18 protein-coding genes are annotated in these 23,926 nt (G+C 49.1%); 9 read left to right on the top strand and 9 right to left on the bottom strand.

Annotation, left to right across the window (positions count from 1 at the left end):
* Nucleotides 1-169 precede the first annotated feature (169 nt).
* From HV832_RS00115 to mobQ, 7 genes are all read right to left on the bottom strand, one after another.
* Nucleotides 170-811, bottom strand: a complete 642-nt coding sequence (locus tag HV832_RS00115) for an antirestriction protein ArdA (RefSeq protein ID WP_176801529.1) — start codon at nucleotides 809-811, stop codon at nucleotides 170-172.
* 542 nt (nucleotides 812-1,353) lie between these two features.
* On the bottom strand, nucleotides 1,354-3,066 hold the full coding sequence (locus HV832_RS00120) for an AlwI family type II restriction endonuclease (RefSeq protein WP_176801530.1): 1,713 nt from the start codon (nucleotides 3,064-3,066) through the stop codon (nucleotides 1,354-1,356).
* Nucleotides 3,063-3,623 (bottom strand): hypothetical protein, encoded by a 561-nt coding sequence (locus HV832_RS00125; protein WP_176801531.1) that lies wholly within the window; start codon nucleotides 3,621-3,623, stop codon nucleotides 3,063-3,065. The genes HV832_RS00120 and HV832_RS00125 overlap by 4 nt, the downstream gene beginning before the upstream one ends.
* A 175-nt stretch (nucleotides 3,624-3,798) precedes the next feature.
* The gene (locus tag HV832_RS00130) at nucleotides 3,799-4,824 is read right to left on the bottom strand and encodes a DUF7226 domain-containing protein (RefSeq protein WP_218131918.1); all 1,026 of its coding nucleotides are present in this window, start codon (nucleotides 4,822-4,824) and stop codon (nucleotides 3,799-3,801) included.
* Between the two features lie 102 nt (nucleotides 4,825-4,926).
* Nucleotides 4,927-6,831 (bottom strand): Dam family site-specific DNA-(adenine-N6)-methyltransferase, encoded by a 1,905-nt coding sequence (locus HV832_RS00135; protein WP_176801532.1) that lies wholly within the window; start codon nucleotides 6,829-6,831, stop codon nucleotides 4,927-4,929.
* A 119-nt stretch (nucleotides 6,832-6,950) separates the two neighbouring features.
* A complete protein-coding gene (locus HV832_RS00140) occupies nucleotides 6,951-7,271 on the bottom strand; it encodes an XRE family transcriptional regulator (RefSeq protein ID WP_176801533.1) in 321 nt (106 codons plus the stop codon).
* 220 nt (nucleotides 7,272-7,491) lie between these two features.
* Entirely contained in the window at nucleotides 7,492-8,808 is a 1,317-nt protein-coding gene (gene mobQ, locus HV832_RS00145; RefSeq protein WP_176801534.1) for a MobQ family relaxase, read from the bottom strand.
* Nucleotides 8,809-8,981: 173 nt separating this feature from the next.
* Here mobQ and HV832_RS00150 point away from each other — a divergent pair, with 173 nt between their 5' ends.
* The gene (locus tag HV832_RS00150; protein ID WP_176801535.1) at nucleotides 8,982-9,260 is read left to right on the top strand and encodes a hypothetical protein; all 279 of its coding nucleotides are present in this window, start codon (nucleotides 8,982-8,984) and stop codon (nucleotides 9,258-9,260) included.
* Between the two features lie 644 nt (nucleotides 9,261-9,904).
* Here HV832_RS00150 and HV832_RS00155 read toward each other — a convergent pair.
* The gene (locus tag HV832_RS00155) at nucleotides 9,905-11,602 is read right to left on the bottom strand and encodes a methyl-accepting chemotaxis protein (protein ID WP_176801536.1); all 1,698 of its coding nucleotides are present in this window, start codon (nucleotides 11,600-11,602) and stop codon (nucleotides 9,905-9,907) included.
* A gap of 170 nt (nucleotides 11,603-11,772) precedes the next feature.
* Here HV832_RS00155 and HV832_RS00160 point away from each other — a divergent pair, with 170 nt between their 5' ends.
* A complete protein-coding gene (locus tag HV832_RS00160; protein WP_176801537.1) occupies nucleotides 11,773-12,594 on the top strand; it encodes an AraC family transcriptional regulator in 822 nt (273 codons plus the stop codon).
* Between the two features lie 586 nt (nucleotides 12,595-13,180).
* Here HV832_RS00160 and HV832_RS00165 read toward each other — a convergent pair.
* The gene (locus HV832_RS00165; protein ID WP_176801538.1) at nucleotides 13,181-15,019 is read right to left on the bottom strand and encodes an AMP-dependent synthetase/ligase; all 1,839 of its coding nucleotides are present in this window, start codon (nucleotides 15,017-15,019) and stop codon (nucleotides 13,181-13,183) included.
* Nucleotides 15,020-15,501: 482 nt separating this feature from the next.
* Between HV832_RS00165 and minC the strand changes: the two genes are divergently transcribed.
* The 7 genes from minC to hemA all read left to right on the top strand — a co-directional run bounded on the left by minC (nucleotide 15,502) and on the right by hemA (nucleotide 23,901).
* On the top strand, nucleotides 15,502-16,248 hold the full coding sequence (gene minC, locus HV832_RS00170; protein ID WP_176801539.1) for a septum site-determining protein MinC: 747 nt from the start codon (nucleotides 15,502-15,504) through the stop codon (nucleotides 16,246-16,248).
* 65 nt (nucleotides 16,249-16,313) lie between these two features.
* Nucleotides 16,314-17,129: a septum site-determining protein MinD gene (gene minD, locus HV832_RS00175; RefSeq protein ID WP_176801540.1), complete on the top strand. Its 816-nt coding sequence runs from the start codon at nucleotides 16,314-16,316 to the stop codon at nucleotides 17,127-17,129.
* 1 nt (nucleotide 17,130) lies between these two features.
* A complete protein-coding gene (minE, locus tag HV832_RS00180) occupies nucleotides 17,131-17,394 on the top strand; it encodes a cell division topological specificity factor MinE (protein WP_176801541.1) in 264 nt (87 codons plus the stop codon).
* 268 nt (nucleotides 17,395-17,662) lie between these two features.
* Complete coding sequence (locus HV832_RS00185) at nucleotides 17,663-18,355, top strand: response regulator transcription factor (RefSeq protein ID WP_176801542.1); 693 nt, start codon at nucleotides 17,663-17,665, stop codon at nucleotides 18,353-18,355.
* Between the two features lie 53 nt (nucleotides 18,356-18,408).
* On the top strand, nucleotides 18,409-20,112 hold the full coding sequence (locus HV832_RS00190; RefSeq protein ID WP_176801543.1) for a FecR family protein: 1,704 nt from the start codon (nucleotides 18,409-18,411) through the stop codon (nucleotides 20,110-20,112).
* A 34-nt stretch (nucleotides 20,113-20,146) separates the two neighbouring features.
* Nucleotides 20,147-22,528, top strand: coding sequence for a CHASE2 and HATPase_c domain-containing protein (locus HV832_RS00195; protein WP_223827309.1), 2,382 nt, complete (start codon nucleotides 20,147-20,149; stop codon nucleotides 22,526-22,528).
* An 80-nt stretch (nucleotides 22,529-22,608) separates the two neighbouring features.
* Nucleotides 22,609-23,901, top strand: coding sequence for a glutamyl-tRNA reductase (gene hemA, locus HV832_RS00200; protein WP_176801545.1), 1,293 nt, complete (start codon nucleotides 22,609-22,611; stop codon nucleotides 23,899-23,901).
* The last annotated feature ends 25 nt before the right edge of the window (nucleotides 23,902-23,926 follow it).

Here is a 23,926-nt window from a genome sequence, read left to right on the forward strand (position 1 = left end):
GGTACTACCAACAAACAAAATTCGAAGGGACAAGTCAAGTCTATTTTCGACATAATCAGAAATATATTTCTGATCACTTTTCCGTAATTTCTAACCCTAATTTTTTTCGATTTTTAACTCACTTTTATGTAGAAAATGTTTTCGCCTACCGCTGGTGCGGTAGGCTTTTTTATACACGTGATGCATTGGTGCATGTCCGGGTCTTGCCATTGAAATCAAATTCGCATAAGTCGCCACCCAGCTCACAGTCACGGGCAAATTTTTCATAATCAATATATGCACGGACGGACTCAGGCACGTCGTTTAGGTAGCATTCGTCAAACAGGTTTACTGCTACATCCTTCAAACTTCCTTCCGACAAATTTACATCGTCAATTTTTTCCAACGAATCAACTAAGCTATAGCCCAAAATACTGCACAGATAAAATAAGGCTGTTTTTTCATAGTCGCTCAGGTCAAGCACGCTTTCAAACCATGTATGCAAATTGCCCTGATCAACTCCACAAGCTGTAAATAACTCACAATCGTCACCATCAATAAACTGAATTTCAAACTCTTCCACAGGATTGCCAAAGCGATCCAGCAAGTTTTCTGCTTTCTCGGTGTATGACTCCAAGCTGTAAAAGTAAAAACCGTTTGCATCACGGTTAAAAGGCTGTGCGAAGAGTGTGTTCATGATGTTCTCTGCTTTCGTATCGTTTTTAGGCTGGTTGAGCCTGAAGTTGATTTTGACCTGCTCTGTTTTTGCAGACTTCACAACTCGTTTATCTGCATCATTTTTGAGTCGTTTCGCCTGAGCCACGAATGGCATGGCTGGACAAGAAACAATGCAAGCAATTTGTCAAAATCGCAGTCGCAACGAAGAGAGAACCGATTGCAGAAAATCCCGAAGGGGTATGCTTGCTTTGATTCGCAGACATGCAAATCTTGGCGTTTTTAGCGAGACGAGGAAAAGGTGGTGCAGATAGATTGACGGGCAAAAGCAGAGATGTCGTGGAATTGGCTTTGAGGGCGTTGCCGTGGATTTTTATTTCGAAGATCTTTAGAAGTAATCTGAGCAATCTCAGGTAAGTTGGACATTAATTTTCAAAGCGGTGATATTCATTTTCAAGCAATTCAAGCTACTTCAAAAATTTTTGTAATTTCTATGATTATTTTGAATTGACGGGTGCAAAAAAACTTTTACTATCACTACGCAATGACGTAGTGCAGTGTACACTCATACAACATTCTTCTGGGCGAGATGGGGGTACATTGCACTAAACTCTGTTAAGCGTTGAGTGAAACAGGTAGTGAAAGGAGAAAGTTTTTCTCCTTCCTCAACATTTAAAACCTAACTAAAATTACTGAAAATTAGAGGGGCAAAGCTGCGATCCGTTGATTGATGGTTGCGTCGATTTCTCTCTTCCACGCTGGTGCCTCATGCGCGGGTCGTAATTCACCACAAAGATCAAGCAACTCACGTATCAGGCCGACTTCAACACGGCCTGTCGTAAACAGAGCTTCGAAGAAGGCTTTAAACTGCGAAAGTGTCACTGGAATAATATCCAATCGCATTTTGTCATCAGTCTTCGTAAACCAAACGCCAATTCGGAATGTCTCCGCAGTATTAGAGTCAATGCGATTTGCGATAAAAAGCCCATATACGGGTTTTCCAGATTGCTCGCTGTAATAAGTGACAAGATCGGCTACGTGACGACGCACAGGCTCTCCCTCAGCGGCCTCCTGTCGCGAATTATCTGTCAGTGTAACTTCAACTACAATCACAAAATCTTCAAACTCAAAAATCAAATCTGGACCATTACCAGGTGCGGTGCCAACAGGTAAAAAATCTTGGTCAATCTTAAAACGTCTTGCTTCATACGGCTTGTTCGTCAAGCTATTAATCGCAAGAAAAGCACGCCATAAAACCCACTCAAAATAGGCAGGAGCTTCGGCCTGCGGTACTTCGATATCTTCACCATTTGAGAGAGTTTTTTTTCCTTTTCTCGTAATGATAAGCTCCATATATGCAGCGATTTCTTCCCATTCCATCACTTGCTGAGCGGCATATTCTTCTTCGTTCCGTTCCGCCAAAATTCCCTCAATCTGATGACGAATGATCGCTATATCTGCCGGGGTTTCCGTTGACTTACCCGCTGCATTAAATGGAATTCCGCGCTTATTGAGTTGATGCAACAAATCATCCAGAACGACTAGCGCCGAATCTTTGTTGTCGGTCGGTAGTGCTGCACCGTTACACAAGGTAATGAAATATGAGCGGTCAGAATCGGGGATATTAGTATCCTGAATTAACTTTTCAATGAATACATGTTTCTCTGGAACGAATGAAAGGCCGCGTCCTTTGCTTTGTACAAGGCCTGTTGCCTTGAGATAGCGCAGATTAGTATCGGCATAGTCATTGAATGTTCCTGCTGCATATTTGTGTAATTCGGCAGCCGCCTCACGCTCTTGTCGGTCAAACTTTCGTTTATTAGACGAAACAAGCCGACGCGCCCGCAACTCCAGTACTTGCGCCACAATGTCAGGAAGCGTGTCATCGCCACTGGTAAGCTGCACGACGATTGCCATTTCAATAAAATTAAGACGACTTTCTCCCGTTTGCCTCTCCAGCTCCAACATGATGGACAGAGTATGCCGTAACGGTGAGAACACCGAAAAATCAAACTTTCGTTCCAGGGCGGAGGGGATGTAATGCGCAGCCAATGCACGCAAAAAGCACTCTTGCATCGCTGGGACGGTATCAGCGCGAATCAACCGCCAGCCATTTGGTGTAATCATGTCGATGGGGCCGACTTCACCTTGCGGAATACCAGAGGCGGGTGGTACTTCAGGGTAAAGAAAACCCAGCTTATTCAGTGCAGAACGCCATTTACGCCCTACGCTGTATGTGTCATCGTCGCCAAGTTCAACAATACCATGCTCGCCCAACAAGCGACGGAATGCACGTTCTTGCTCCTCTCCCCGCAAGTTTCCTTGAAGCGATGACGTTGATAGTGCGACTAAACCATCGCGCAATCTAAAAGGACTGCGAACGGTTGTATTACCAAGATGCCATGGTCTCATTGTGCATCCAAAAAAGTTAAAATCCTGGGTGTAAGAGAAATTCCATACTGAATCAACTGCTCCTTAAGATAGCCTTCGCTTACAATTACATCATCAAATTGCTCAGCATATTCGAGAGAAGTTTCTTGCCAAAATTCCTCAATCAAAGGCTCCATGACATTAATTATAAATTCCAATGTTAATTTGGGTAAATCAACATTGGGGACTGCGAAGTGCATTATCTTATTTCTTAGCGTTCCAAATTGTTTATATTCGTCCAACGATTTTATTCGGACTCCCACAGTCGCCCACAGCAAATTTGGTAAATCTTCATAGGTATAACTTTTCCCACTATCAAATAAATTTTGAATTCCTAATAAATCATCTTTTTGAGAAATATTTGGTATTTTAGAAAAAATCAGTAATGGGTGCTCTTCTGCAATTCTTGCTTTAATCAGAATTTCGGCACCTTGAGCCGCAAGCGTAACAGTTGACGCATGAGAAAACGGCTTACATATTTCGCTGAAAGTTGCATCATAGATTGCCCTACCTAAAAGGTTAAGTCCAAATTCTTTCATATGAGATGCAATTAATTTTGTGTCTGGGTGCATAAATTTGGCAACCTATCGAAATATATTTTTTGAATATTGTTTTTTACTATCGCCAACCTTGTTCGCTTGATTGTCAATGACATAGAACCTAACCCTTAACATCGTGCTTTTTATTGCAAAAAATAATCATACTATCAAGAAGTTATGGGGCGAAATTTCCCAACAAAGGTTTTGCACTATCGTGGCATTCAAAGTTAGCAAAGTCATGAGTCCACACATAGGCGATCGAGCGATCATTTGCCAAATAAGTCAGCAACCAATCGTCTTTTTTTGCGATGCCATGATTGGTTACTATGCAGAGCCGCGCCTTTGGTTCTTGATAAATGTAGCGGTATTCGTACAACTGTGAAATAGCTTTGCGTACCTGTGAAAGTAGATTATTTCCATGCGAATTAACAGATTTCATCTCGTAAAGAATGACATCACTATTCTCATCAGTGAACAGGTCAATATGGTTATTTGCGTAGGGCTCAAGGTCACGCGCAAATAGAAATGACGACTTTGCGTCGACAAGCTGCCAATGAATTAAATTGGCTCGCTCTCGTTTTTGAGCATCGACATCGAAGTGAATGACACCAGTGGACGATGCAGTTGGTACATGCGTCGGAGTAAATTTCAACTTGCGGCCAGTCAAACCTTGAGTAGGATTCACATATTTTTTGACGACGGTACCAATATACTTTTGTAATTGATTCGAACTGGCAGATTGTTGAAGTAAACCCGCATCACGCATGTAACTTATGAAAGTATGGAACCGTCTATCAGCCGTGCTTTGCGCTCCAGGATAAAATGACCTAAACCATTTCTTCAATTGTCTATCACTGGGCTTGTGTTTGTGGATGTAACGAAGTGCCTCATGAAATACAGGCGTATCGACCAAGCAACGGGCGAGAAAATCCATTCTGGCCGCATTGGTGGTAAGGCCTACGTATTCTTTACCGAGCGACGTTAACACGGCGTAATTGTGCTGGTTAAAAATCAAACCTAGAGCTTCGGCGGCCAGTCGATAGTAACGCCCTTGACGGCCACCAGAATTGAGGCCAATAAAGTTTTCAATTTCGGCATCGACCTGATGTCCGTTGAAAATGGCCGTTGCCACTTTACCGACTTGCTCCAATCGATCAGCTTGGGGAAAATTCGCTGTTGTTATCACTGTCGATAAAGTCACATGAAGGTCCGTTTCTTTGGTGATTTTCCCAGATATACTATTTTTATTTAAAATGAATTACTACTACAAGCGGTTAATCGAATTTATCATTCCCCCAGTTTTTTAGTATCCGACAAAAATATATTCTTGAACGTCGTTTTTGTTATCGCCAACCTTGCTCCCTTGGTTACCAATGGAGTACTTGTAATCAACTGGCACCACTTCGACGTGACTCTTATGCTTTGCCATAATGCTGACCATTTCATCCAGCGTCGGCTGACTATTCGATGAGTAAGACACCACAAGTACGCTTTCACGAAAATGCTTAAACAAAATATTAAAAGCTTCTGCAGCACCTTTACGTGAAGAAAACGGGGTCGGATACGACTTGAATTTCTTGGTGATCGTATGCTCCTGAATCTCAACGCCTTTCCAGTCGCGTGCCAAGCCTTCTACAAAATGATAACGGCGCACATATTCATTGTCGGACAGGGGCGAATAGTATGGCGGATCAATATAAACCAAGCCCGGCTCCGTTTTTTTCAACGTCATCGCGTCACCATTACGCGATTTGCACTCTTGACCGTTATCGAACACGGCGTTATTTACAGCATCCACTGCTTCTAGGAACTGAGCGCGGAACGTCATCGACAGGTCTTTACGTCCGTCATCATAGCGATGACCGACATAAGTAAATATGCCGCGAGGCCGCTTCTTGAAGCACGCACGTATCAACGCGGACATGGCAATGGCACGTTTGTATGGATTCTTGAGCGCCTTAATATTGGCACGAAGTACATCGATCAAGCGATTTTCTTCGTCTGTAAAATATAGTCCTTGGAATTTCTGTTCTACGAAATGATCAATCGCGATAGGAGGCTCTAGCAATGCCAACGCTTCTTCATTGGTGAGTGTGATGTCTTTGTTCTCCACCATCGCCTTGGTGAACGTGGCAGACATTGCCATATAATCATTGCTAATAACAGCCTTGCCGTGGGACTTCAACATATAGCTGACGACACCAGAACCAGAAAATAAATCGATGGCTGTATCAAATTCAAATTGCGAAGCAACTGCCCAAATTTCCGCCAGCAATTTATTTTTCGAACCCATGTAGCGGGTTGGTGGATACAGCGTGGCCTGTTGAGGTAAAGGAGATGGAACCAACCTTAGATCAAATCGAGGCTTAGGTAAAACATTAACAATAACATCCTCACCCGTACGTCCTTTACCATTACAGGAGATATAGCGTTTGGTTTGAATAACCTCGACATTGAATTTCGCGTATTGCTCGTGAACCAGCGGATGATTTGAGTTCGTCAGGATAACGTGACATCCCAACTGGTGAAGACGTTCGACTTCCTCAGCTAATTCAACATGATCCTCTTCGTAAAACTGTTCTTTCGTGTAGCGCTTGAAGTCGGCATACTCAGAAATCGGCAGATAAGGGGGGTCAAGAAAGATGAAATCACCGGCTTGTGCATTTTCTTGCAAAACAGTCTTGTAGTCGCCGCAAATGATCGTGGTATTACTCAACAAAACAGATGCTGCCTGCAATGCATCCTCGTCGATGATTTTGGGATTTTTGTAGCGACCGAACGGGACATTGAATTGCCCCGTCTTGTTGACGCGATACAAGCCATTAAAACAGGTTCTATTCAAAAATATGGTTCTGGCTGCTGCCTCGACATTGGATAACTTGGTTACGTCTAGTGCGCGAACAGCGTAAAACACATCTTCCGTGTTCTCATATTGGCGAAGTTGCGCAATCACACCGTCCACGTCTGTGGCAACGGTACGATAAAGATTAACCAATTCTGGATTGCTGTCTGCGATGATTCCATTTTCAGGACGCGCAGCAAAAAAAACAGCGCCACCGCCAAAAAAAGGCTCAATGTAGCGGCCATATTTTTTCGGCATCTTAGGGATGATTTCACCTAAAAGCTGCGTTTTGCCACCAGCCCATTTCAATAGCGGCTTCGCCAAAGTTAAATCCTGCGGACTCTCAAATAAGGAAACACGTCCCATGATTTCACCTTTAATAATTTTTCAAAACGACCAATTCAGAAGGAATTGACGAACGCATTGCGCCAAATACTGTACATAAACACAGTATTTGGCGCAATACTATCCAGAGTATTAAACCCTTAATTTGTTGTATTCACGGTCTCGACTAACTTCGACTCTAAATCTAAGTCAGTTTGCTTACTTCCACCAAATCGCCCTAACGCAGCACCGCCACGCGGCTTTTTGGGAGTAATTTCAATTCCTGCCAGAACTGCCCGAAAGTCAATTTTTCGTTCGCCCATCTCACCTAGAAGCGTTGATATGACTGCCAAATGTGAGGGAATCTCGCCACGTTTGGCGCAATTCGTTACTGACTTTTGGTTCATTTTCACCAATTCAGCAAATTCTCGAATATTCAGTCCAGCTTTACCTAGCTGACGACAAAATTCTTTATAGGTCATGCCTCGCATCATATAGTAAAAATACAGCACATACAATTATTCTCAAAAGAAATATTTTTATGTGCTTAAAACATAAAAATATGTTTAAGATACCAAAATAACACATTAATTAATGCCAATCCTCGATAACATAAATCAATGTGCAAATGAGATAGTGTTTCTTATTTGCTGCAAAAAACCGCAACATATATCGCCTGGACAACCTGCGCAATTAGACGGCTCAAATCTTCAATCGTGGAAGATGTCCCTGCTCCACACTACCTGTTCCGCTGTCATCTGATTTTTCAACCACATAGCTTTTAATCACATTGCTCTCGTTGGCAATCTTCAAAGCCGGTTTGCAATCACGGATGACCTCAAGGACAGCTTTACTTGGTTTATAACCAGTGATTTGTTCTAGTCGAAATGCACCTGATAAAATGGCTTCCAGAAATACTTGTGATTTGAATTCATCACTACCGGTTAGATGGAGTCCTTGCCAGCCTTTTTCTACCGCTAGTTTGATAGCAACCTTGATTTCTGCGTCAGTGCCATTCGCTATTTTTATTTGACTACCGTAGTCATAGACTTTGCCACCACCATTGAGATTGATTTGGAAGCATGTGCCGATTTCGGTTTCAATTTCGTCCACCCCAGTGCAATAGTCCGCAAATATCTCCAACAAGATCGGGATGTAGGTTCTCGCAAAAATCGCCTCACGGTATTTTTTACTGTTGTTGAAATCGGTTGGGTTTAAAAACAAGTGCTTAGATTTTTTTGCCTGAACAATTTCCTGCTGGATTGGATTCATTTCATCGTCCAATTTTAATGACGCGATTAATTGTTTACTTTTTTCGTTAATCATATTTTTCTCCTTGATTAGTGTGTTGAATTCCTTTCGTTTTGAGGAAATACCTCGCTTATTCATTGCGTTACAATTTGCACCGACATGCACGGTAGGTATTTGGTCTAGTCCTTGGTCTTGTAGACTACGATGATCTATGCGGGATTTACTGCTTGCAATGGATAGTCTCCTGTTGCAATGTTTAGCCCATTGCTCGCGCCATTCTTCTAATTGTTCCTTACTATTCCAAGCACGATTCTTTTGTCCGAATCCGTCATGAGTGATATTGATGTCACGAGTGGTCAACAAAATGTGAGCATGGGGATTGTTCTTTTTATTGTGGATGACAACATCCGCAACCATGCCTTTGCTGGTGAGCTGAGTATGCACAAATCGTTCAAGCAAAATAATCTGCTGTGACGGGCTTAACTCAATCGGTAAGGCAACCTCAATTTCACGTGCTATCTGCGCATCCTTTCTGCTTTCTGCCTGTTCTGCGGCATTCCAAAGCTGTTCACGGTCTTTCATCCATTGCGGTGCATTGGGTGGTGCAAAGATACGGCGATATGACACTTCTTTTTTGCGAGTGTAATCAAAGGTTTGAGCAGTACGGTTATCGTGAATTTGTTCACCAGCACGATATGCGGCGGCGGCTGTGGCACTTCTTCCTGTGGTGCGGGTAATGAGTTTGACACTCAAATGGTAAATCGCCATAGGTATTCTCCTGAACATTTTTGCATTCAGCTTTGAGCACACGTCGAGTAACGACGTATAAGTGCGCATTTCGCTGTTCTGCTGTTGACGTTTCTTTTTTGTTTGTTATTTATGTACTACAGGGTGAATTTGAAATGTCAACGCCAAAACAATAAAAACAGGAGATCAAAAAAATGAGTAAGCCTAATTTGAACAAATTACTTCAGCAAAAAGCTGAGCTCGAAGCTCGCATTCAGCAGACAAAAAATCGTGAGGCTATGGAGGAAAGGAAACGTGAAACCAGACGAAAGATTCTGGCAGGTACTTATGTGATGAAAATGTTTGAAGGTGACTTACAAAAACTCGGTAGAGAACTGATTGCGGCAGGAATGCTTGAACAAAGAGACTACGCCATATTTGGGGTGAATGATGCTACTAACAGCACTGATATTGATCGTCTGTCTTTGGTCTGATTAATCCCAGTTGAATTTGGAACACCAAAATCGTGATTTTTGGTCTGGACTTTTGCTATGCGACATAGACCAAAATTCAGTAATAATTTCGTGGAAGTGAGGCTACCGCTGGTGCGGTAGCCGATACCAATTTCTGAGTACTGGCATTTTAGAAAAATTGGCGTCAAAATATGGCATTAAGTGTTCCAAACAAGTGGAACACCTGTTGGTAGCGATTTTATGACTAACACCTATATAAATCAATGACTTAGGTGTTTTGGTAGCCATTCCGCCCCGGGCCACCAAGAATTAATCCTTCGAAATCAATTAGATAGCGAAGCGATTTAAAAAAGTGGTCTCCCTCGGGAGGCCATTTTTTTTGTCCGTCTGACGTTTTTTCTGACACTGGCAACGGTTATACCCCGCGCCAAGCTGCATGATGTCCGCGGCTCTTGACGATTGTAAAAATCCCTACAGCGCTTGACGCTATCGATGCCATATTCGTGAATAACTTTATTGAAGCGGCTCACCAAATTCTTGTCCCGGAACTCGACGACCGAGACGTTGATTGTTATGGGAATGGCGGGAAGGCCGTGGGCGATCCAAAGCTTGTGGCACGATTACCAGGCCTAAATCGATAAAGTGGGAGCGAATCCACTTCCGGTTTAAAACTCCTCCCAATCAGCGCTGCCTGCATTAAGCGAATGAGCATCCTTACGTTCGGCGGCAACTAAACGCGACCCGTTTTTGTTCATCTTTGATTTGCTTCGTAGCGCGATGATCTCGCTGGATTTTTCATTCCTGGGCTCAGGATTCGGCGCTGACATTTTAAATACGCCGACCAGCTGGAGGAGATTCTTTGCCTGATCTTGCATGCTTTGCGAAGCGGCTGCCGCTTCCTCTACTAGCGAGGCATTTTGCTGCGTGACTTCGTCCATTTGAGAAATTGCGACATTGATCTGGTCAATGCCGGAAGTCTGCTCTTGGCTTGCAGCAGTGATTTCTCCCATGATATCCGTCACTCGCTTGATGCTTTCGACGATTTCGTGCATCGTCGCGCCTGCCTGATCCACCAGCTTCGCCCCGCTATCCACTTTTTCCACGGAGTTGCTGATCAGTTCCTTGATTTCTTTTGCCGCTGCCGCTGACCGCTGAGCCAGGGAGCGCACTTCCGACGCCACCACAGCGAAGCCACGACCTTGTTCGCCGGCGCGGGCAGCTTCAACCGCCGCATTCAGTGCCAGGATGTTGGTTTGGAAGGCGATCCCGTCGATCACGGTAATGATGTCGACGATTTTTTTCGACGATTCATTAATGGAACCCATCGTCTCGACGACTTGCGAAACCACTGCGCCGCCTTTTACGGCGACTTCGGACGCCGACACCGCAAGACTATTGGCTTGACGTGCATTGTCGGCGTTTTGCTTGACTGTCGAAGTCAGCTCTTCCATGGAAGATGCCGTCTCCTCCAGCGACGATGCCTGTTGCTCGGTACGCGAGGACAAATCCAGACTTCCAGTCGCAATTTGCGACGAGGCGGTGGCGATCGTATCGGTGCCGCTTCGGACTTGCGAGACAATCTGGACTAGACTGTCATTCATGTTCTTTAGCGCTCTCATCAGTTTGCCGGTTTCGTCTGTGCCGGCCACCTCGATACGCGACGTCAAATCTCCCGAAGCAACCGTTTCCGCGACGCGGACGGCAGCATGGATCGGCCGTGTAATCGAGCGCGTCACGACCCATGCGAATACCGCGCCCACGGCGAGCGCCAAGCCCGCCATAACGACCATCCAGCGCAGAGCGCTTTCAAACTCCTCCGTTGCGGCAGCAACCTGCTTTTCGTTCGTGTTCTTTAGCAGCGCAACGTCTTCGGACAGAGCGTCCTGCCATTTGCCGGTCTTAGGAATCGACTCTTTCAAAATCAAGTCAACTGCCTCAGCGACTTTATGCGCACGCGCAAGTTCGGCAATTTTGGCGTTCACTGGACGGGCTATTTCTGCTGCCTCACGAATCTTGTCTCGTGTCGCTTTGCCTGCTTCGCTAGCCGGGATCTTGGTCAACTCTCCCCAGGCCTTCTCATATGTCTGCTCCGCGTCCAGGAATTTTCTGAATTGACGTTCCCTCTCCTCGTCATCGTTCAGCAAAGCGATAGTACGTACCACGCGAGCGGTTATGTGCACGGAGTCCGCCATCTGATGGAGCAATTCCATCTTGTACACATTCTTGCTCACGATGTCGTCCATGTTGCTTTTGACGTTCTTCATGCTCTTGATGCCCAACCCGGTCAAGGCCAGCATCAAAACTAATACCACGGCGAATCCCAGCGCCAAGCGGATTCCTATCTTCAAGTTGGACAAATTCATTTTGTGCTTTCAAGGGAAAAATGGGCGGACAACGGCATAATTATTATTAGCAATAGCGTTCTCGCCGATATCATTTAAGATACACATTTGAGAAAAATGATTTCTTTTCGTACAAACCTGATAGCATTTCTTACTGAAGATCAATCAATATCCCGAAGAGGACTTGAGAATTGGACCGCTTGCTAGACTTATTGCCTTACTTTGGCTTCAATGCCGTGACGTTCTTTAACGGCGACTTTTGCGGCGCGAACATGTTGGGGACAAGCGAGCATGGACAGCTCCATTTTGTCCGCTCCGGCGAGCTGGTAATGGAGCATGAGGAGCTCCCTGACCTGCATATCACCGAGCCCGCGCTGATACTGTATCCGCGCCCCATCAAGCATCGATTAACAGTCCCACCCGGATCGGTCGTGAATCTGATCTGTGCCGACATCCGATTCAACGATTTCAAACGCAATCCCTTTGCCTCCGCGCTCCCGGACATTTTGCACATTCACTTAAAGGACATACCGAGCCTTGAGCCAATTCTGAAAGCGTTGTTTTATGAGGGATCATCGGAACACCTCGGCAATGGGTTCGTCCTTGACCGCTTGTGCGACGTCGTGATGGTGCACATACTTCGCCATCTAAAGAAGCAGGACATACTACGGCCTGGAGCATTACTGGGTCTGCTTCACCCCAACCTGGCGGCAGCCATTCGAGCCATGCACGACAGCCCTGAAAAGCCCTGGAGGATGGATGATCTGGCGCGCTTAACCGGGATGTCGCGCACCAGCTTTATCAATCACTTCCGTGAAACCGTCGGCGTGCCACCAGCGGAGTACCTGCTGAATTGGCGCATGGGTGTCGCTGAAAAATATTTAAAAGAAAAGAAATCGATCAAAGCGACGGCTCTCGCCGTTGGCTACAGCAGCCAGCCCGCATTTAGCAAAGCATTCACTGCAAGATATAGCGTCTCGCCGGGGGAATGGCAAAAGCAGTTTCTCAACTGAGTATTGCTTTGAAACGGCGTGGCCTGGAATACGCTCAAGCCATAAGCTCTTAACCAAAGCGATATCCTGCTCCCTAAAACAGGAATTTTTGCGAAGCAATCCGTTTGTGGCCGATAGAGGCATCTACGCCGGTGCTGTAAAAGAGGGATCCATTTTTGCTTCCTCTGTCGTCGCAGCTTCGAACTTCAGAGACACAGTCAAGATTATTTTTCGAGGTGGTATTGGTAGGAACTGGCGAAAGCCTAATCTATCAAAATATGCCACTGACGAAGCCCTCCGGAGAGCTGCTGGACGATCCAATCCTTTCGTGAATGCGTAATGGCATTTGCTTTCAGCCGAGTAGAACCACGCAAGCCTTATATGTCAAGGGTTTCATCTAAAAAACAGGTTCTGCGCGAATGACTGAAGTTCAGCACACGTAAAAAGCGATCAGGAAATAGCGCTACCGGCGCTGGATGCGAAAACAAACGCATTGAGGCAGCCCGGCTGGCTCGGTGCTTCCTACCATAACGCCCGCCGTAAAAAAGGATACTCAGGCTTTCCTGATTTTCTCATGTTTTTATGTTTGATTTTTTGATTCGCCGGTTCAGCGCTTTCCTGAATAAATGCGGTTGATGTCACTGGCAAAATATTTTGCCAGGTTATTGCGCTTCAGTTTCAGGGTTGGTGTGATGAGTGTGTTTTCAATCGTCCAAGGTTCCAGTGAAAGAATGACGGCCTTCGGCTGGGCGTAAAACGGGAAACTTCTGGTCAGTTCACGCACACGCTTGAGCACCACATCAGTGACCTGCAACAGATGCAGATTGTCCGGATTGTTCGGATCAAGACTGAGCGCAGCCGACAGTTCGTGCCAGTAGCGCTGATTCAGAACCAGCGCACAGGCAATAAACTGGGCGTTGTCACCAAACGCATAGGCCTGCTCAAACACCGGATCGCTGGTGATGGCCAGTTCCAGATCGACCGGCGCAATTTTTTCACCGGTGGAAGTCACGATAATTTCTTTGACACGTCCCAGAATCCGCACCCTGTCATTGACAATGGCAGCCTGATCTCCGGTCCGCAGCCAGCCGTCAGCCATTGCTTTTGCAGTATCTTCTTCCCGCTTCCAGTAGCCGCGCATGACGTTCGGGCCACGCACCAGCAATTCCGAGTTTTCTCCGATTTTTACCTCCACTCCGGCTATGACGCGGCCGACAGTCGTGGGATCATTGTCGTCAGGCGCATTAAATGCCACGACCGGCGCAGTTTCGGTCATGCCGTAACCCTGCACGATAGGAATGCCGAGCCCGAGAAAACATTGTGAAATCGTAGCGGACAGCGCAGCGCCACCACTAACGGCCACCCGCAAACGGCCGCCAAACTGATTCCGGAGCTTGGTCGCCACCAGCGGCTCCAGCACTGTCCACAGCAACGCATCCGTCCAGGTCTGCAAGCCGTCTTTTTCTAACAGCCCCTGCTCCCGTGAAAACCGGCGCCAGCCAACGGCAATCGCAGAACGAAACAGCCACGACTGAAATGGCGATTGCGCCAGCTTGGTCTGGATCACGCTGTACACCCGTTCGTAAATGCGGGGAACAGAAATCAGAATAGTCGGACGGACAATCGCCATATCTTCCGGCAATTGCTTCACCGAACGCGAAAACGCGACACAGGCTCCGGCTGCCACCGGCAGGTAATAACCGGCGGTACGCTCAAAAGTATGCGAGAGTGGCAGGAATGACAGGAATACGTCGCTGACCAGCGGCGAAACCCGTTGCACCACGGCCTTTACATTCGACATGACATTTGTATGCGTCAGCATCACACCTTTTGGTTTACCCGTGGTGCCTGAGGTATAGACCAGCGCCGCGAGGTCATCCGGCTGCGGCAAACCGGCAGTGACCGGCACTGCGGCGACAGTGCCATGCGCCAGCCATTGCTCCAGACTATCCACCGGAATATGATCCGCCATATCGGCTCCATCGTTGACACCGGATGTTTTTTCCAGCACGACAACTTGCCGCAACGCAGGCATCGCGATGCCTGTGGCAGCCACCGCGGCCCACTGCTGATCCGTTGCGGCAATCAGGAAACTGGCCTCACTGTCCATGAGGATGTAGGCAATACTTTCCGGGTTATCCAGCGCATGCATCGGCACCGGCACGCAGGCCATGCGCAAAGCAGCCTGATCCATGCAGACGGCATGCAGGCCATTGGGCAGCAGGATAGCGATCCGTGTACCATGTGCAGGCTGTAGCGCCGACAAGGCCCGGACAAAACGCCCCACCTGCCGGTCTGTCTCCTGCCAGGAATAACTGATCCACCGACCGCTACTTTCATCAAACTGACGGTAAGCCTCCGCATCCGGCGTCTGGACAACCCGCCAGGTGAATAACTCCGGCAAAGTCTGCAATCCGGATAATGCGCTGACAGAAGTGAATGACATGGAATTGGACATGAGTAAAAGTGTCTGCAGTAAATAAGCGAAAGATTGATTGTTGGCTGATGCGATACCGGCAGCGTGCTGTACAAGGTTGCGCAGCCGGTGCAACATCAGACATCTTCAGATAACTGGCATTGTATGCCCTCTCCGGAATTCCGGATGAATCTGCGCAAGCAGAGTCAGCGGCAGCCGCCGTCACAACTTAGCTGACGCCAGCAAAATCCGCTGCAGTATAGAGACTGGGGAGCGCAAAGCAATAATCCGGGTCATTGACAAAAAATAGGTCATGTGACTAGTTAAGTAATAACCACACCTTTTAGCAGCTTTCCAACAAATGATGCTTATTTTTGCAATCCAGCCCATCAATTGGTAGGATGAGTTCTTTCTTGGCGAACTGTAAATTCGCACAGGCATTCCGGACTCAGCCTATAGCGGCGCTGTTTCCAACAGGAACTGTCTGGTAACCGCTACTTTTCTCTGGATTTATGCAAAACAGTCTGACGCGCAAACCTATCGAAATCAAAATTTCCACCGTCGTCGCTGTTGCAGTTCTGTTGCATGAAGCGTCCGTTTCTGTGCTGGAAACCGCCTTAAAGGAAATGACTGCCGGGTCACCTGATTTTTTTGATGATGAATTTGCCGTCATCGACGTTGAGGCGATTGCGGACACCCTGGTCGACTGGAATGCGCTGTTGCCCTTATTCCGGCAACATGGCCTGCATCCGGTCGCCGTGCGCCACGCCAGAGAGACCGATCATGCACTGATCCGTTCGCACGGCCTCAGTATTGACGTCGTCAGCAAGCCGCGGCTGGAAACAGAGTTGCGACCACCGGAAGCGCCGGCGCCAGTAGTTGCCGCGCCGGTTGAACCGCAAATCATCATCCGCAATAACCCTGCCATGGTCGTTGACACGCCGGTACGTGCGGGCCAGCGCATTTATGCGCGCGGAGCAGATCTGATCATTACGGCAGCGGTGAATAACGGTGCGGAAGTGATCGCCGATGGCAGTATCCATATCTACGCGCCTTTACGCGGGCGGGCGTTGGCAGGCGCCACCGGCAACACCGGAGCACGTATTTTTGCGCTGACCATGGAGCCGGAGCTGGTCTCCATTGCCGGAATTTACCGGACTTTTGAAAATGGCTTTCCGCCATTGCAGCCCAATCATCCTGTGCAGGTCCGGCTCAATGGTGACAGTATTGAAGTATCATCCCTCAAATCAGTGGCTTAGATCGTTAAAACTTTATTGGCTGAGCACCCCCGCTTCAGTTATTTCGGATTAAAAAGGAGTTATTTGTGGCAAGAATCATTGTTGTGACATCCGGCAAGGGCGGAGTGGGGAAAACCACTTCCAGCGCAAGTTTTGCATCAGGTCTGGCCATACGCGGTCATAAGACTGCCGTACTGGACTTTGACGTCGGCTTGCGTAATCTGGATCTGATCATGGGCTGCGAGCGGCGTGTTGTCTATGATCTGGTGAATGTCATCAGTGGTGAAGCCACGCTGAATCAGGCATTAATCAAAGACAAACACTGTGACAACCTGTTTATTTTGCCGGCATCGCAAACCCGCGATAAAGATGCACTGACCGAAGAAGGTGTTGAACGCGTGCTCAACGACCTGATTAAAATGGACTTTGAATACATTGTCTGTGACTCGCCGGCCGGTATTGAACGCGGTGCAGTGATGGCGCTGACCTTTGCCGATGAGGCGATTGTCGTGACCAATCCGGAAGTTTCATCGGTGCGCGACTCTGACCGGATTCTCGGCATTATCCAGGCCAAATCCAAACGCGCACAGGCTGGCGGCGAACCGGTCAAAGAACACTTACTGATTACCCGCTACTCCCCGAAACGGGTAGAAGCCGGTGAAATGCTGTCCTACACCGATGTGCAGGAAATTCTGCGCATTCCACTGATCGGCGTCATCCCTGAATCCGAAGCAGTGCTGCACGCATCCAATCAGGGTAACCCTGCCATTCATATGAAAGGCAGTGATGTATCTGAAGCTTATGAAGATGTCGTTTCACGCTTCCTCGGACAAGATGTCCCACTGCGTTTTATCAATTATGAAAAGCCAGGACTGCTGCAGCGCATTTTCGGAGGTAAATAAAATGGCTCTGCTTTCTTTTTTGTTTAACAGCAAACCCAAAACAGCCAGTACGGCCAAGGAACGCCTGCAAATTATCATCGCCCGCGAACGCACTGGCCGCGACGGCTATGATTTTCTGCCAGCCTTGCGGGAAGAACTGATTGCCGTCATTTCGAAATACACCAAAGTCAGCCCGGAAGATATCAAAGTCTCCCTCGATAAACAGGGTAACCTCGAAGTGCTGGATGTGAATGTGGTCTTGCCGGAACTGGAAATGCGCAATTAAAGGCATGCAGCGCCTGTTCAGCCTGCTGAACAGGCCGGCTGGATGCGGGTGACAGCTATCTGCATCCGGCGCAGCACGCTGTCGGCTAATGATGTAAAAAATGCTTCAGAAGCAGTTATTTTTTAAAATTGTTATTAAAAAAATTTTATTTGTCTGTAAAACAATGATTTGCGGAGTTACATTTACTCACAAATTTTATTTTTTTCAATTGCTTTCGATATAATGATAAGCAATCCTCCTCAATTGCCAGACACTAAGATAACAATCCATGAGAATTGCTGTACTTGACGACGATAACAACCTGCTGGAACTGGTCTGCACGATTTTGAATGCAGCAGGACATACCTGCCACCCATTCCTGAGCGGCAAGGAAATGTTGCATCAATTACGCCGTGAAAGTTACGACATGTTGATTCTGGACTGGCAAGTTCCTGATCTGAATGGCACCGAGATCCTGCATTGGGTGCGCGAAAAACTCTCGCCGACGTTGCCAGTCCTGTTCATGACCAGCCGTTCAGGAGAAGATGACATTGTTGCAGGACTGGCGGCAGGCGCGGATGACTACATGATCAAACCGATACGCCGCAGCGAACTGGTTGCCAGGGTGCAGGCGCTGTTGCGGCGCGCCTACCCAAGCCAGACGGCGTCCGAACATTTGCAATTCGGCATCTACAAGTTTGAAACACGCGCCGGGCGCGTCAGTGTCAATGATGTTCCGGTAGAAATGACCCAGAAAGAATTTGATCTGGCATTACTCCTGTTCAGAAATCTGGGGCGCCCTCTGTCACGCGCCTACATTCTGGAAGCGGTCTGGTCCAGAGATGTCGATATTCCATCCAGAACCATGGACACCCACATTTCCAGAGTCCGCAGTAAACTCGAACTGAGGCCGGAAAACGGATACCGACTGGCGCCGGTCTATAGCTATGGCTACCGGCTGGAACAAGTTACCGCAGAATAAACCATCCGGGTCAGCCATCTGACCCGGTTCTTTTTTATCAAGAGTCAATCATTATGCTATCCAACAATCGCTTCGTCTGGCGCAGTTTTACCCGTCATTGTTTGATAGCTGCACTGCTGACATTATCTTCTTCTGCCATGGCTGCCCACCCCACCGGCACACCGGGCAGCGTCGTGGCCACGCCGCCGGACATGACATATTTCGCACTGCAAGGCGATACCTTGTCCGGCATTTCCAAGCGCTTCACGGATAAGGCGATGAACTGGAAAGTGCTCAGCAAACGCAACAAAATCGCCGATGACCGTGCAATTCCTGTTGGCACAGCCATCCTGATCCCGCTGGAATTATTACCTGAAGAAGAAAGCCAGGCGCGCGTGGTGGCGTTGGCCGGTACACCGTCTTATCTGCCACTGAATGACAGTCAGGAAGTGACATTGACAATTGGCAGTATCGTGAAAGAAGGCGGAAAAATCATCACCGGCAAAAACGGCTTCCTGACGCTGACGTTACCGGACGAGTCGCGCATCTCCATCCCGTCCAACAGTCAGGTCAAAGTGAGTAAATTACGCCAGACCCGGTTCACTGCCAGCCCCAGAACCGAGCTTACGCTGCTGGAAGGAAAAGTCGAATCACGCGTCAGCAGTCTGATCAGTAATCATGGTCGTTTTGAAGTGCGCACGCCGCTGGCGATTGCCGGCGTGCGCGGAACCCATTTCCGGGTTGGTGTCAGCGATGCCAGCACCGGCAATGAAGTGCTGGAAGGCGGCGTGGCAGTTGACAGCGCTGCCGGCAAAAAAAATACCGGCCTGGTTCTGCCTGCAGGTAAGGGCAATATCATCGATACCCATGGCGTCGGCAAAGCGATTGATCTGCTGCCGGCACCGGTACTGGCAGCAGATTATTCCCTGCAAATCCGCCCGACCGTGCAATTCAGCGTTCAGCCAATGGCAACTGCTGCGGCTTACCGTGTCCAGATCAGCAAAGATCAGCAGGCACTCAATGTGCTGACCGAAAACCGCTTCAAAGAAAACCGGTTTAAGTTTGACGGTCTGCCAGACGGTCAGTATTTCATCCGCGCCACCGCCATTGACCGGCTGGGGCTGGAGGGGATGCCGATGCTGCAGGCATTCACCCTCAAGGCACGTCCTGAGCCGCCATTTTCCATTCAGCCAAAAAACAAGGTTCGTTCAGAAACTGCCGACTTCGTCTGGACGGAAGCGGCACAAGCTGATTTTTATCACCTGCAGATTGCCAGAGACAGCGAGTTCAACAATCTGGTGGCCGACCGGAACCAGATCAGGGAAGTTCAATTACCCGGCATACCGCTTCCGCTCGGTCAATATTTCTGGCGGGTGGCCACCGTCATCCAGAAAAATGGCATCACTGATCAGGGACCGTACAGCGATACGCAGGGATTTGTGGTTGCGCAGCCACAGGCACAAGCATCGATGGGCGATAGCGACGGCAAACAAATGTCGTTCAGCTGGAGTTCCGAACCTGGTCAGCACTTCCTGATTCAGATTGCCACCGATCCGGCCTTCCATACGCTGTACCTCACCAAAGAACTGGATCAGGCAGAACTGAAGATCCCGCGACCAGCAGCCGGTCAGTATTACCTGCGGGTTCGCGCCACCGATCCGGATGGCTATGTCGGCGCATTTTCCGCCACACAAAAAATCACTATCCTGCCGCAATGGACCAGTGGAACCGGCGAACCGGTCGTCAGCGGCGGACAGGTTGTCCGCCCCGGATTCTGATCGTTAAATCATGCAGGAGGATCAGCACTCACGGATGGAACATATCGCTTTTCGCGAATGGCTGATCCTGAGTTTCCTGCTTCTGTCACTCACTGCCAGCCTGATCATTTTCAGAAAACTGGAACATGCCGACATGATCCTGTATGACCGCTTCATGCAATGGAATATGCATGAAGCGCGGCAGGACATACTGGTGGTGGCGATTGACGATTACAGTCTCAATGAGCTAGGCAAATGGCCGTGGCCACGCCAGCGTCATGCGCAATTGCTGAAACAGTTGAACGCAGCAAACCCGGCAGCAATTGGTCTCGATATTCTGTTCACCGAAGAAGAACCGCAAGCGGCCACCGATCAGATCAGCGGCGATCAGTTGCTGGCCGATGCCATGACCCAGAGCAACCGGGTGATCTTGCCGCTGATACCGCAAAATACCGGAAAAGGGCTGGAAACCACCCGCCCTATTCCAATGCTCGCCAATGCGGCGCGGCAAATCAGCCATATTCATCTGGAACCGGATCAGGATGGCATTACACGCAGTGTCTTTTTGCGGGAGGGAATGTCGAATGAGTGGTGGCCGCATTTTGCGCTGGCCATGAAAGACGTCGCGCAAAACATACCGTCCGGCACCGAGCGTTACCTGCCGGGCCAGCGCCTGCCGCTGGCGTTGAGAAAATCGGATCATCTGTCTGGAGTCTGGCAGCGTGACTACCGGATGTACGTCCCTTTTTCCGGGGGCAGCGGTCATTTTCAGTCAGTTCCGTATGTGTCGGTTCTCAGAGGCGAAGTCCCCGACAGTTTTATCCGGAATAAATACATTCTGATCGGGCCGACTGCGCCGGGAATGACGGACTCTTACCCGACACCGGTTTCGGGCAATGATGGCACCACGCCGGGCATTGAAATCAATGCCAATATCCTTGCCAGCCTGCTGGATGAACGTGCCATCATTATGGCCACGCGCTGGCAAAGCATGTTGTATAACCTGGTCATTCCATTGCTCGGTTTAATCGCCTTGCAACGCCTGTCGCCCAGAAAAGCCCTGCTGGCAACCATGATTTTGCTGGCAAGCACCATGACCGGCAGTTTTCTCGCTATGCGTTACGCCAGCTACTGGCTGCCGCCGACAGGCGCCGTACTCGCGCTCGTAGTGGCTTATCCTTTGTGGAGCTGGCGCAGACTGGAAGCGGCGATCCGCTATCTGGGCGAGGAATTTATGGCACTCGACAAAGAACCGCATCTGATGCCTGAACTCAATATTCAGGATACCCCACGCCCGGTGCTCACCGATAAACTGGAGCAGCATATCAATGCCATGCGGATTGCCGCAGAACGGGTGCGCGATTTACGGCAATTCGTAAGTGACAGTCTGGCAAGTCTGCCGGACGCCACACTGGTCACGACCACGGATGGCAATGTTTTATTATCCAATCAGCCGGCGCTGATCTACTTCGCCAGCCTCGGTCTGCCGAAAGTCAACGACTCTCTGGTGCCTTACCTGTTTTCACGGATGAGCACACCACAAGTCAGTGACAATAACAACGACCCGGCTTTCAGCTGGTGGAATATTCTCGATCTGCAACATACCGCCAGCATGATGCAAGGTGTTGAGGTGCGCGATCCGTTAAACCATGATCTCCTGATCAAAAGTGCGCCCTGCTATAACGCTGAAAAAATACTGGTCGGCTGGATTATCAGCATCATCGACATCACGGCGATCCGTGCGGCGGAGCGCAGTCGGGACGAAACACTGCACTTCATTTCCCACGACATGCGCGCACCGCAGGCCTCCATTCTGGCGCTGCTGGAAATGCAGAAAGACAGTACCACGGCATTACCGCAGGATGAGCTGTTGTCCCGCATAGAAAAAGCATCGCGCATCACACTGGGTCTGGCCGATAATTTTGTGCAGCTGGCACGTGCCGAATCGCAGGACTACCGGTTTGAAACCATCGATTTCCGGGAAATACTGCTCGATGCCACGGAAGAAATGTGGTCACTTGCCAGAACCAAGAATATCCGGCTGGAAACCAGCATTCCACCGGGTGACTATCCGGTCCGGGCTGACCGTGCGCTGATGACCCGCGTACTGACGAACCTGCTGTCCAATGCCATCAAATACAGTCCCCGCGATACCTCGGTTCAATGCAGTCTGACGCTGGAACAACGCCTGGCAGATGCCACCGTGATCTGCAGCATCGCTGATCACGGATACGGTATTCCCCGTTCAGAGCAAAATAAATTGTTCCAGCGGTTCCAGCGTTTTAAAAATGCGGATCAGCCACGGCAAGACGGCGTCGGACTCGGTATGGTTTTTATCAAAGCGGTACTGGACCGGCACCACGCTCAGATCGATTTCACCAGCGTACCGAACGAAGGCAGCACCTTCAATGTCAAATTACCATCAACTCATCTTTGAGCTGGATCAAGCCTGTAACTACCGGAATGAATAGCTGCAACGCGCTATAATGACAACCTGTCTCCTCGCCCTTTCCAAGCATGCAACTGACTGCCGTTGGCCTTAATCATACGACTGCGCCGCTCTCGCTGCGGGAGAAGGTCGCCTTCTCGCCTGAACAGATTGGTCAGGCAGTAGTTGCGGCACGTACCTGGTTCGGGCAACGCACTGCCGAAACAGGGACATCGCCAGTCCAGGGTAATGAGGCCGCCATTTTATCGACCTGCAACCGCACGGAACTGTATGCCGCCTGTGCTGCAGCCAATCCGGTTGATGCCACAGCGCATTTTCTGGCTGATTTCCATCAGTTACCGTATTCAGAGCTCCGGCCCCACCTGTACACCCTGCCACAGGATAATGCTGTTCGTCATGCCTTTCGCGTTGCCTCCGGACTCGATTCGATGGTACTGGGTGAACCCCAGATTCTGGGCCAGATGAAGGATGCGGTGCGTCAGGCGGAAGCTGCGGGTGGACTGGGTACCTATCTGCATCAGATGTTTCAGCGCACATTTTCCGTCGCCAAGGAAGTCCGCAGCACCACGGAAATCGGCGCGCACAGCGTCTCGATGGCGGCCGCGGCGGTACGTCTGTCGCAACGCATTTTCGACAAGATTGCCGATCAGCATGTGCTGTTCATCGGCGCCGGTGAAATGATTGAACTCTGCGCTACGCATTTTGCGGCGCAAAATCCAAAATCGCTGACGATTGCCAACCGTACGCTGGAACGCGGCGAGGCACTGGCACACCGCTTTAACGGTAAGGCGATCCGCCTGGCGGATCTGCCGTCGCAACTGGCACAATTTGACATCATCGTTTCCTGCACCGCCTCCTCTCTGCCGATCATCGGCCTGGGTCTGGTGGAACGCGTCGTCAAGGCGCGCCGGCATCGTCCGGTATTCATGGTGGATCTGGCGGTGCCGCGCGATATTGAACCGGAAGTCGCCAAGCTCGATGATGTTTTCCTGTATACCGTCGATGATCTCGGCAGCGTGGTGCAGACCGGCATAGAGAGCCGCCAGGCCGCCGTGGCACAGGCCGAAGCCATCATCGAAACCCGGGTACAGTCCTTCATGCACTGGGTTGATGGCAGGATTGTCGTGCCGGTTATTCAGGATCTGCATGAAAGCAGCGAACAGCTGCGCCTGATGGAGCTGGAACGCGCCCGCAAAATGCTGGCACGCGGCGATGATATCGACAGTGTGCTGGAAGCCTTATCCAAAGGTATTACCGCCAAATTCCTGCATGGCCCGCAACAGGCGCTGCATCAGGCCAGTGGCGACGAACGTGCGCGGCTGGCACATCTGCTGCCCCAATTGTTCCGCACCAAGCGTTAGCGCTTTTTCCTTTTTCTGCCGCCTG

Origin of the sequence: Cognatundibacterium oligocarboniphilum (genome assembly GCF_013377855.1) — a bacterium.
GTDB classification, from domain to species: Bacteria; Pseudomonadota; Gammaproteobacteria; order Burkholderiales; family Burkholderiaceae_D; genus Undibacterium; species Undibacterium oligocarboniphilum.

Bases quoted from the DNA above. Each gene is read 5' to 3' on its own strand.
- HV832_RS00115 (WP_176801529.1), bottom strand. From the start codon at position 811: ATGCCATTCGTGGCTCAGGCGAAACGACTCAAAAATGATGCAGATAAA.
- HV832_RS00120 (WP_176801530.1), bottom strand. From the start codon at position 3,066: ATGAGACCATGGCATCTTGGTAATACAACCGTTCGCAGTCCTTTTAGA.
- HV832_RS00125 (WP_176801531.1), bottom strand. From the start codon at position 3,623: ATGAAAGAATTTGGACTTAACCTTTTAGGTAGGGCAATCTATGATGCA.
- HV832_RS00135 (WP_176801532.1), bottom strand. From the start codon at position 6,831: ATGGGACGTGTTTCCTTATTTGAGAGTCCGCAGGATTTAACTTTGGCG.
- HV832_RS00140 (WP_176801533.1), bottom strand. From the start codon at position 7,271: ATGACCTATAAAGAATTTTGTCGTCAGCTAGGTAAAGCTGGACTGAAT.
- mobQ (WP_176801534.1), bottom strand. From the start codon at position 8,808: ATGGCGATTTACCATTTGAGTGTCAAACTCATTACCCGCACCACAGGA.
- HV832_RS00150 (WP_176801535.1), top strand. From the start codon at position 8,982: ATGAGTAAGCCTAATTTGAACAAATTACTTCAGCAAAAAGCTGAGCTC.
- HV832_RS00155 (WP_176801536.1), bottom strand. From the start codon at position 11,602: ATGAATTTGTCCAACTTGAAGATAGGAATCCGCTTGGCGCTGGGATTC.
- HV832_RS00165 (WP_176801538.1), bottom strand. From the start codon at position 15,019: ATGTCATTCACTTCTGTCAGCGCATTATCCGGATTGCAGACTTTGCCG.
- minC (WP_176801539.1), top strand. From the start codon at position 15,502: ATGCAAAACAGTCTGACGCGCAAACCTATCGAAATCAAAATTTCCACC.
- minE (WP_176801541.1), top strand. From the start codon at position 17,131: ATGGCTCTGCTTTCTTTTTTGTTTAACAGCAAACCCAAAACAGCCAGT.
- HV832_RS00185 (WP_176801542.1), top strand. From the start codon at position 17,663: ATGAGAATTGCTGTACTTGACGACGATAACAACCTGCTGGAACTGGTC.
- HV832_RS00190 (WP_176801543.1), top strand. From the start codon at position 18,409: ATGCTATCCAACAATCGCTTCGTCTGGCGCAGTTTTACCCGTCATTGT.
- HV832_RS00195 (WP_223827309.1), top strand. From the start codon at position 20,147: ATGGAACATATCGCTTTTCGCGAATGGCTGATCCTGAGTTTCCTGCTT.
- hemA (WP_176801545.1), top strand. From the start codon at position 22,609: ATGCAACTGACTGCCGTTGGCCTTAATCATACGACTGCGCCGCTCTCG.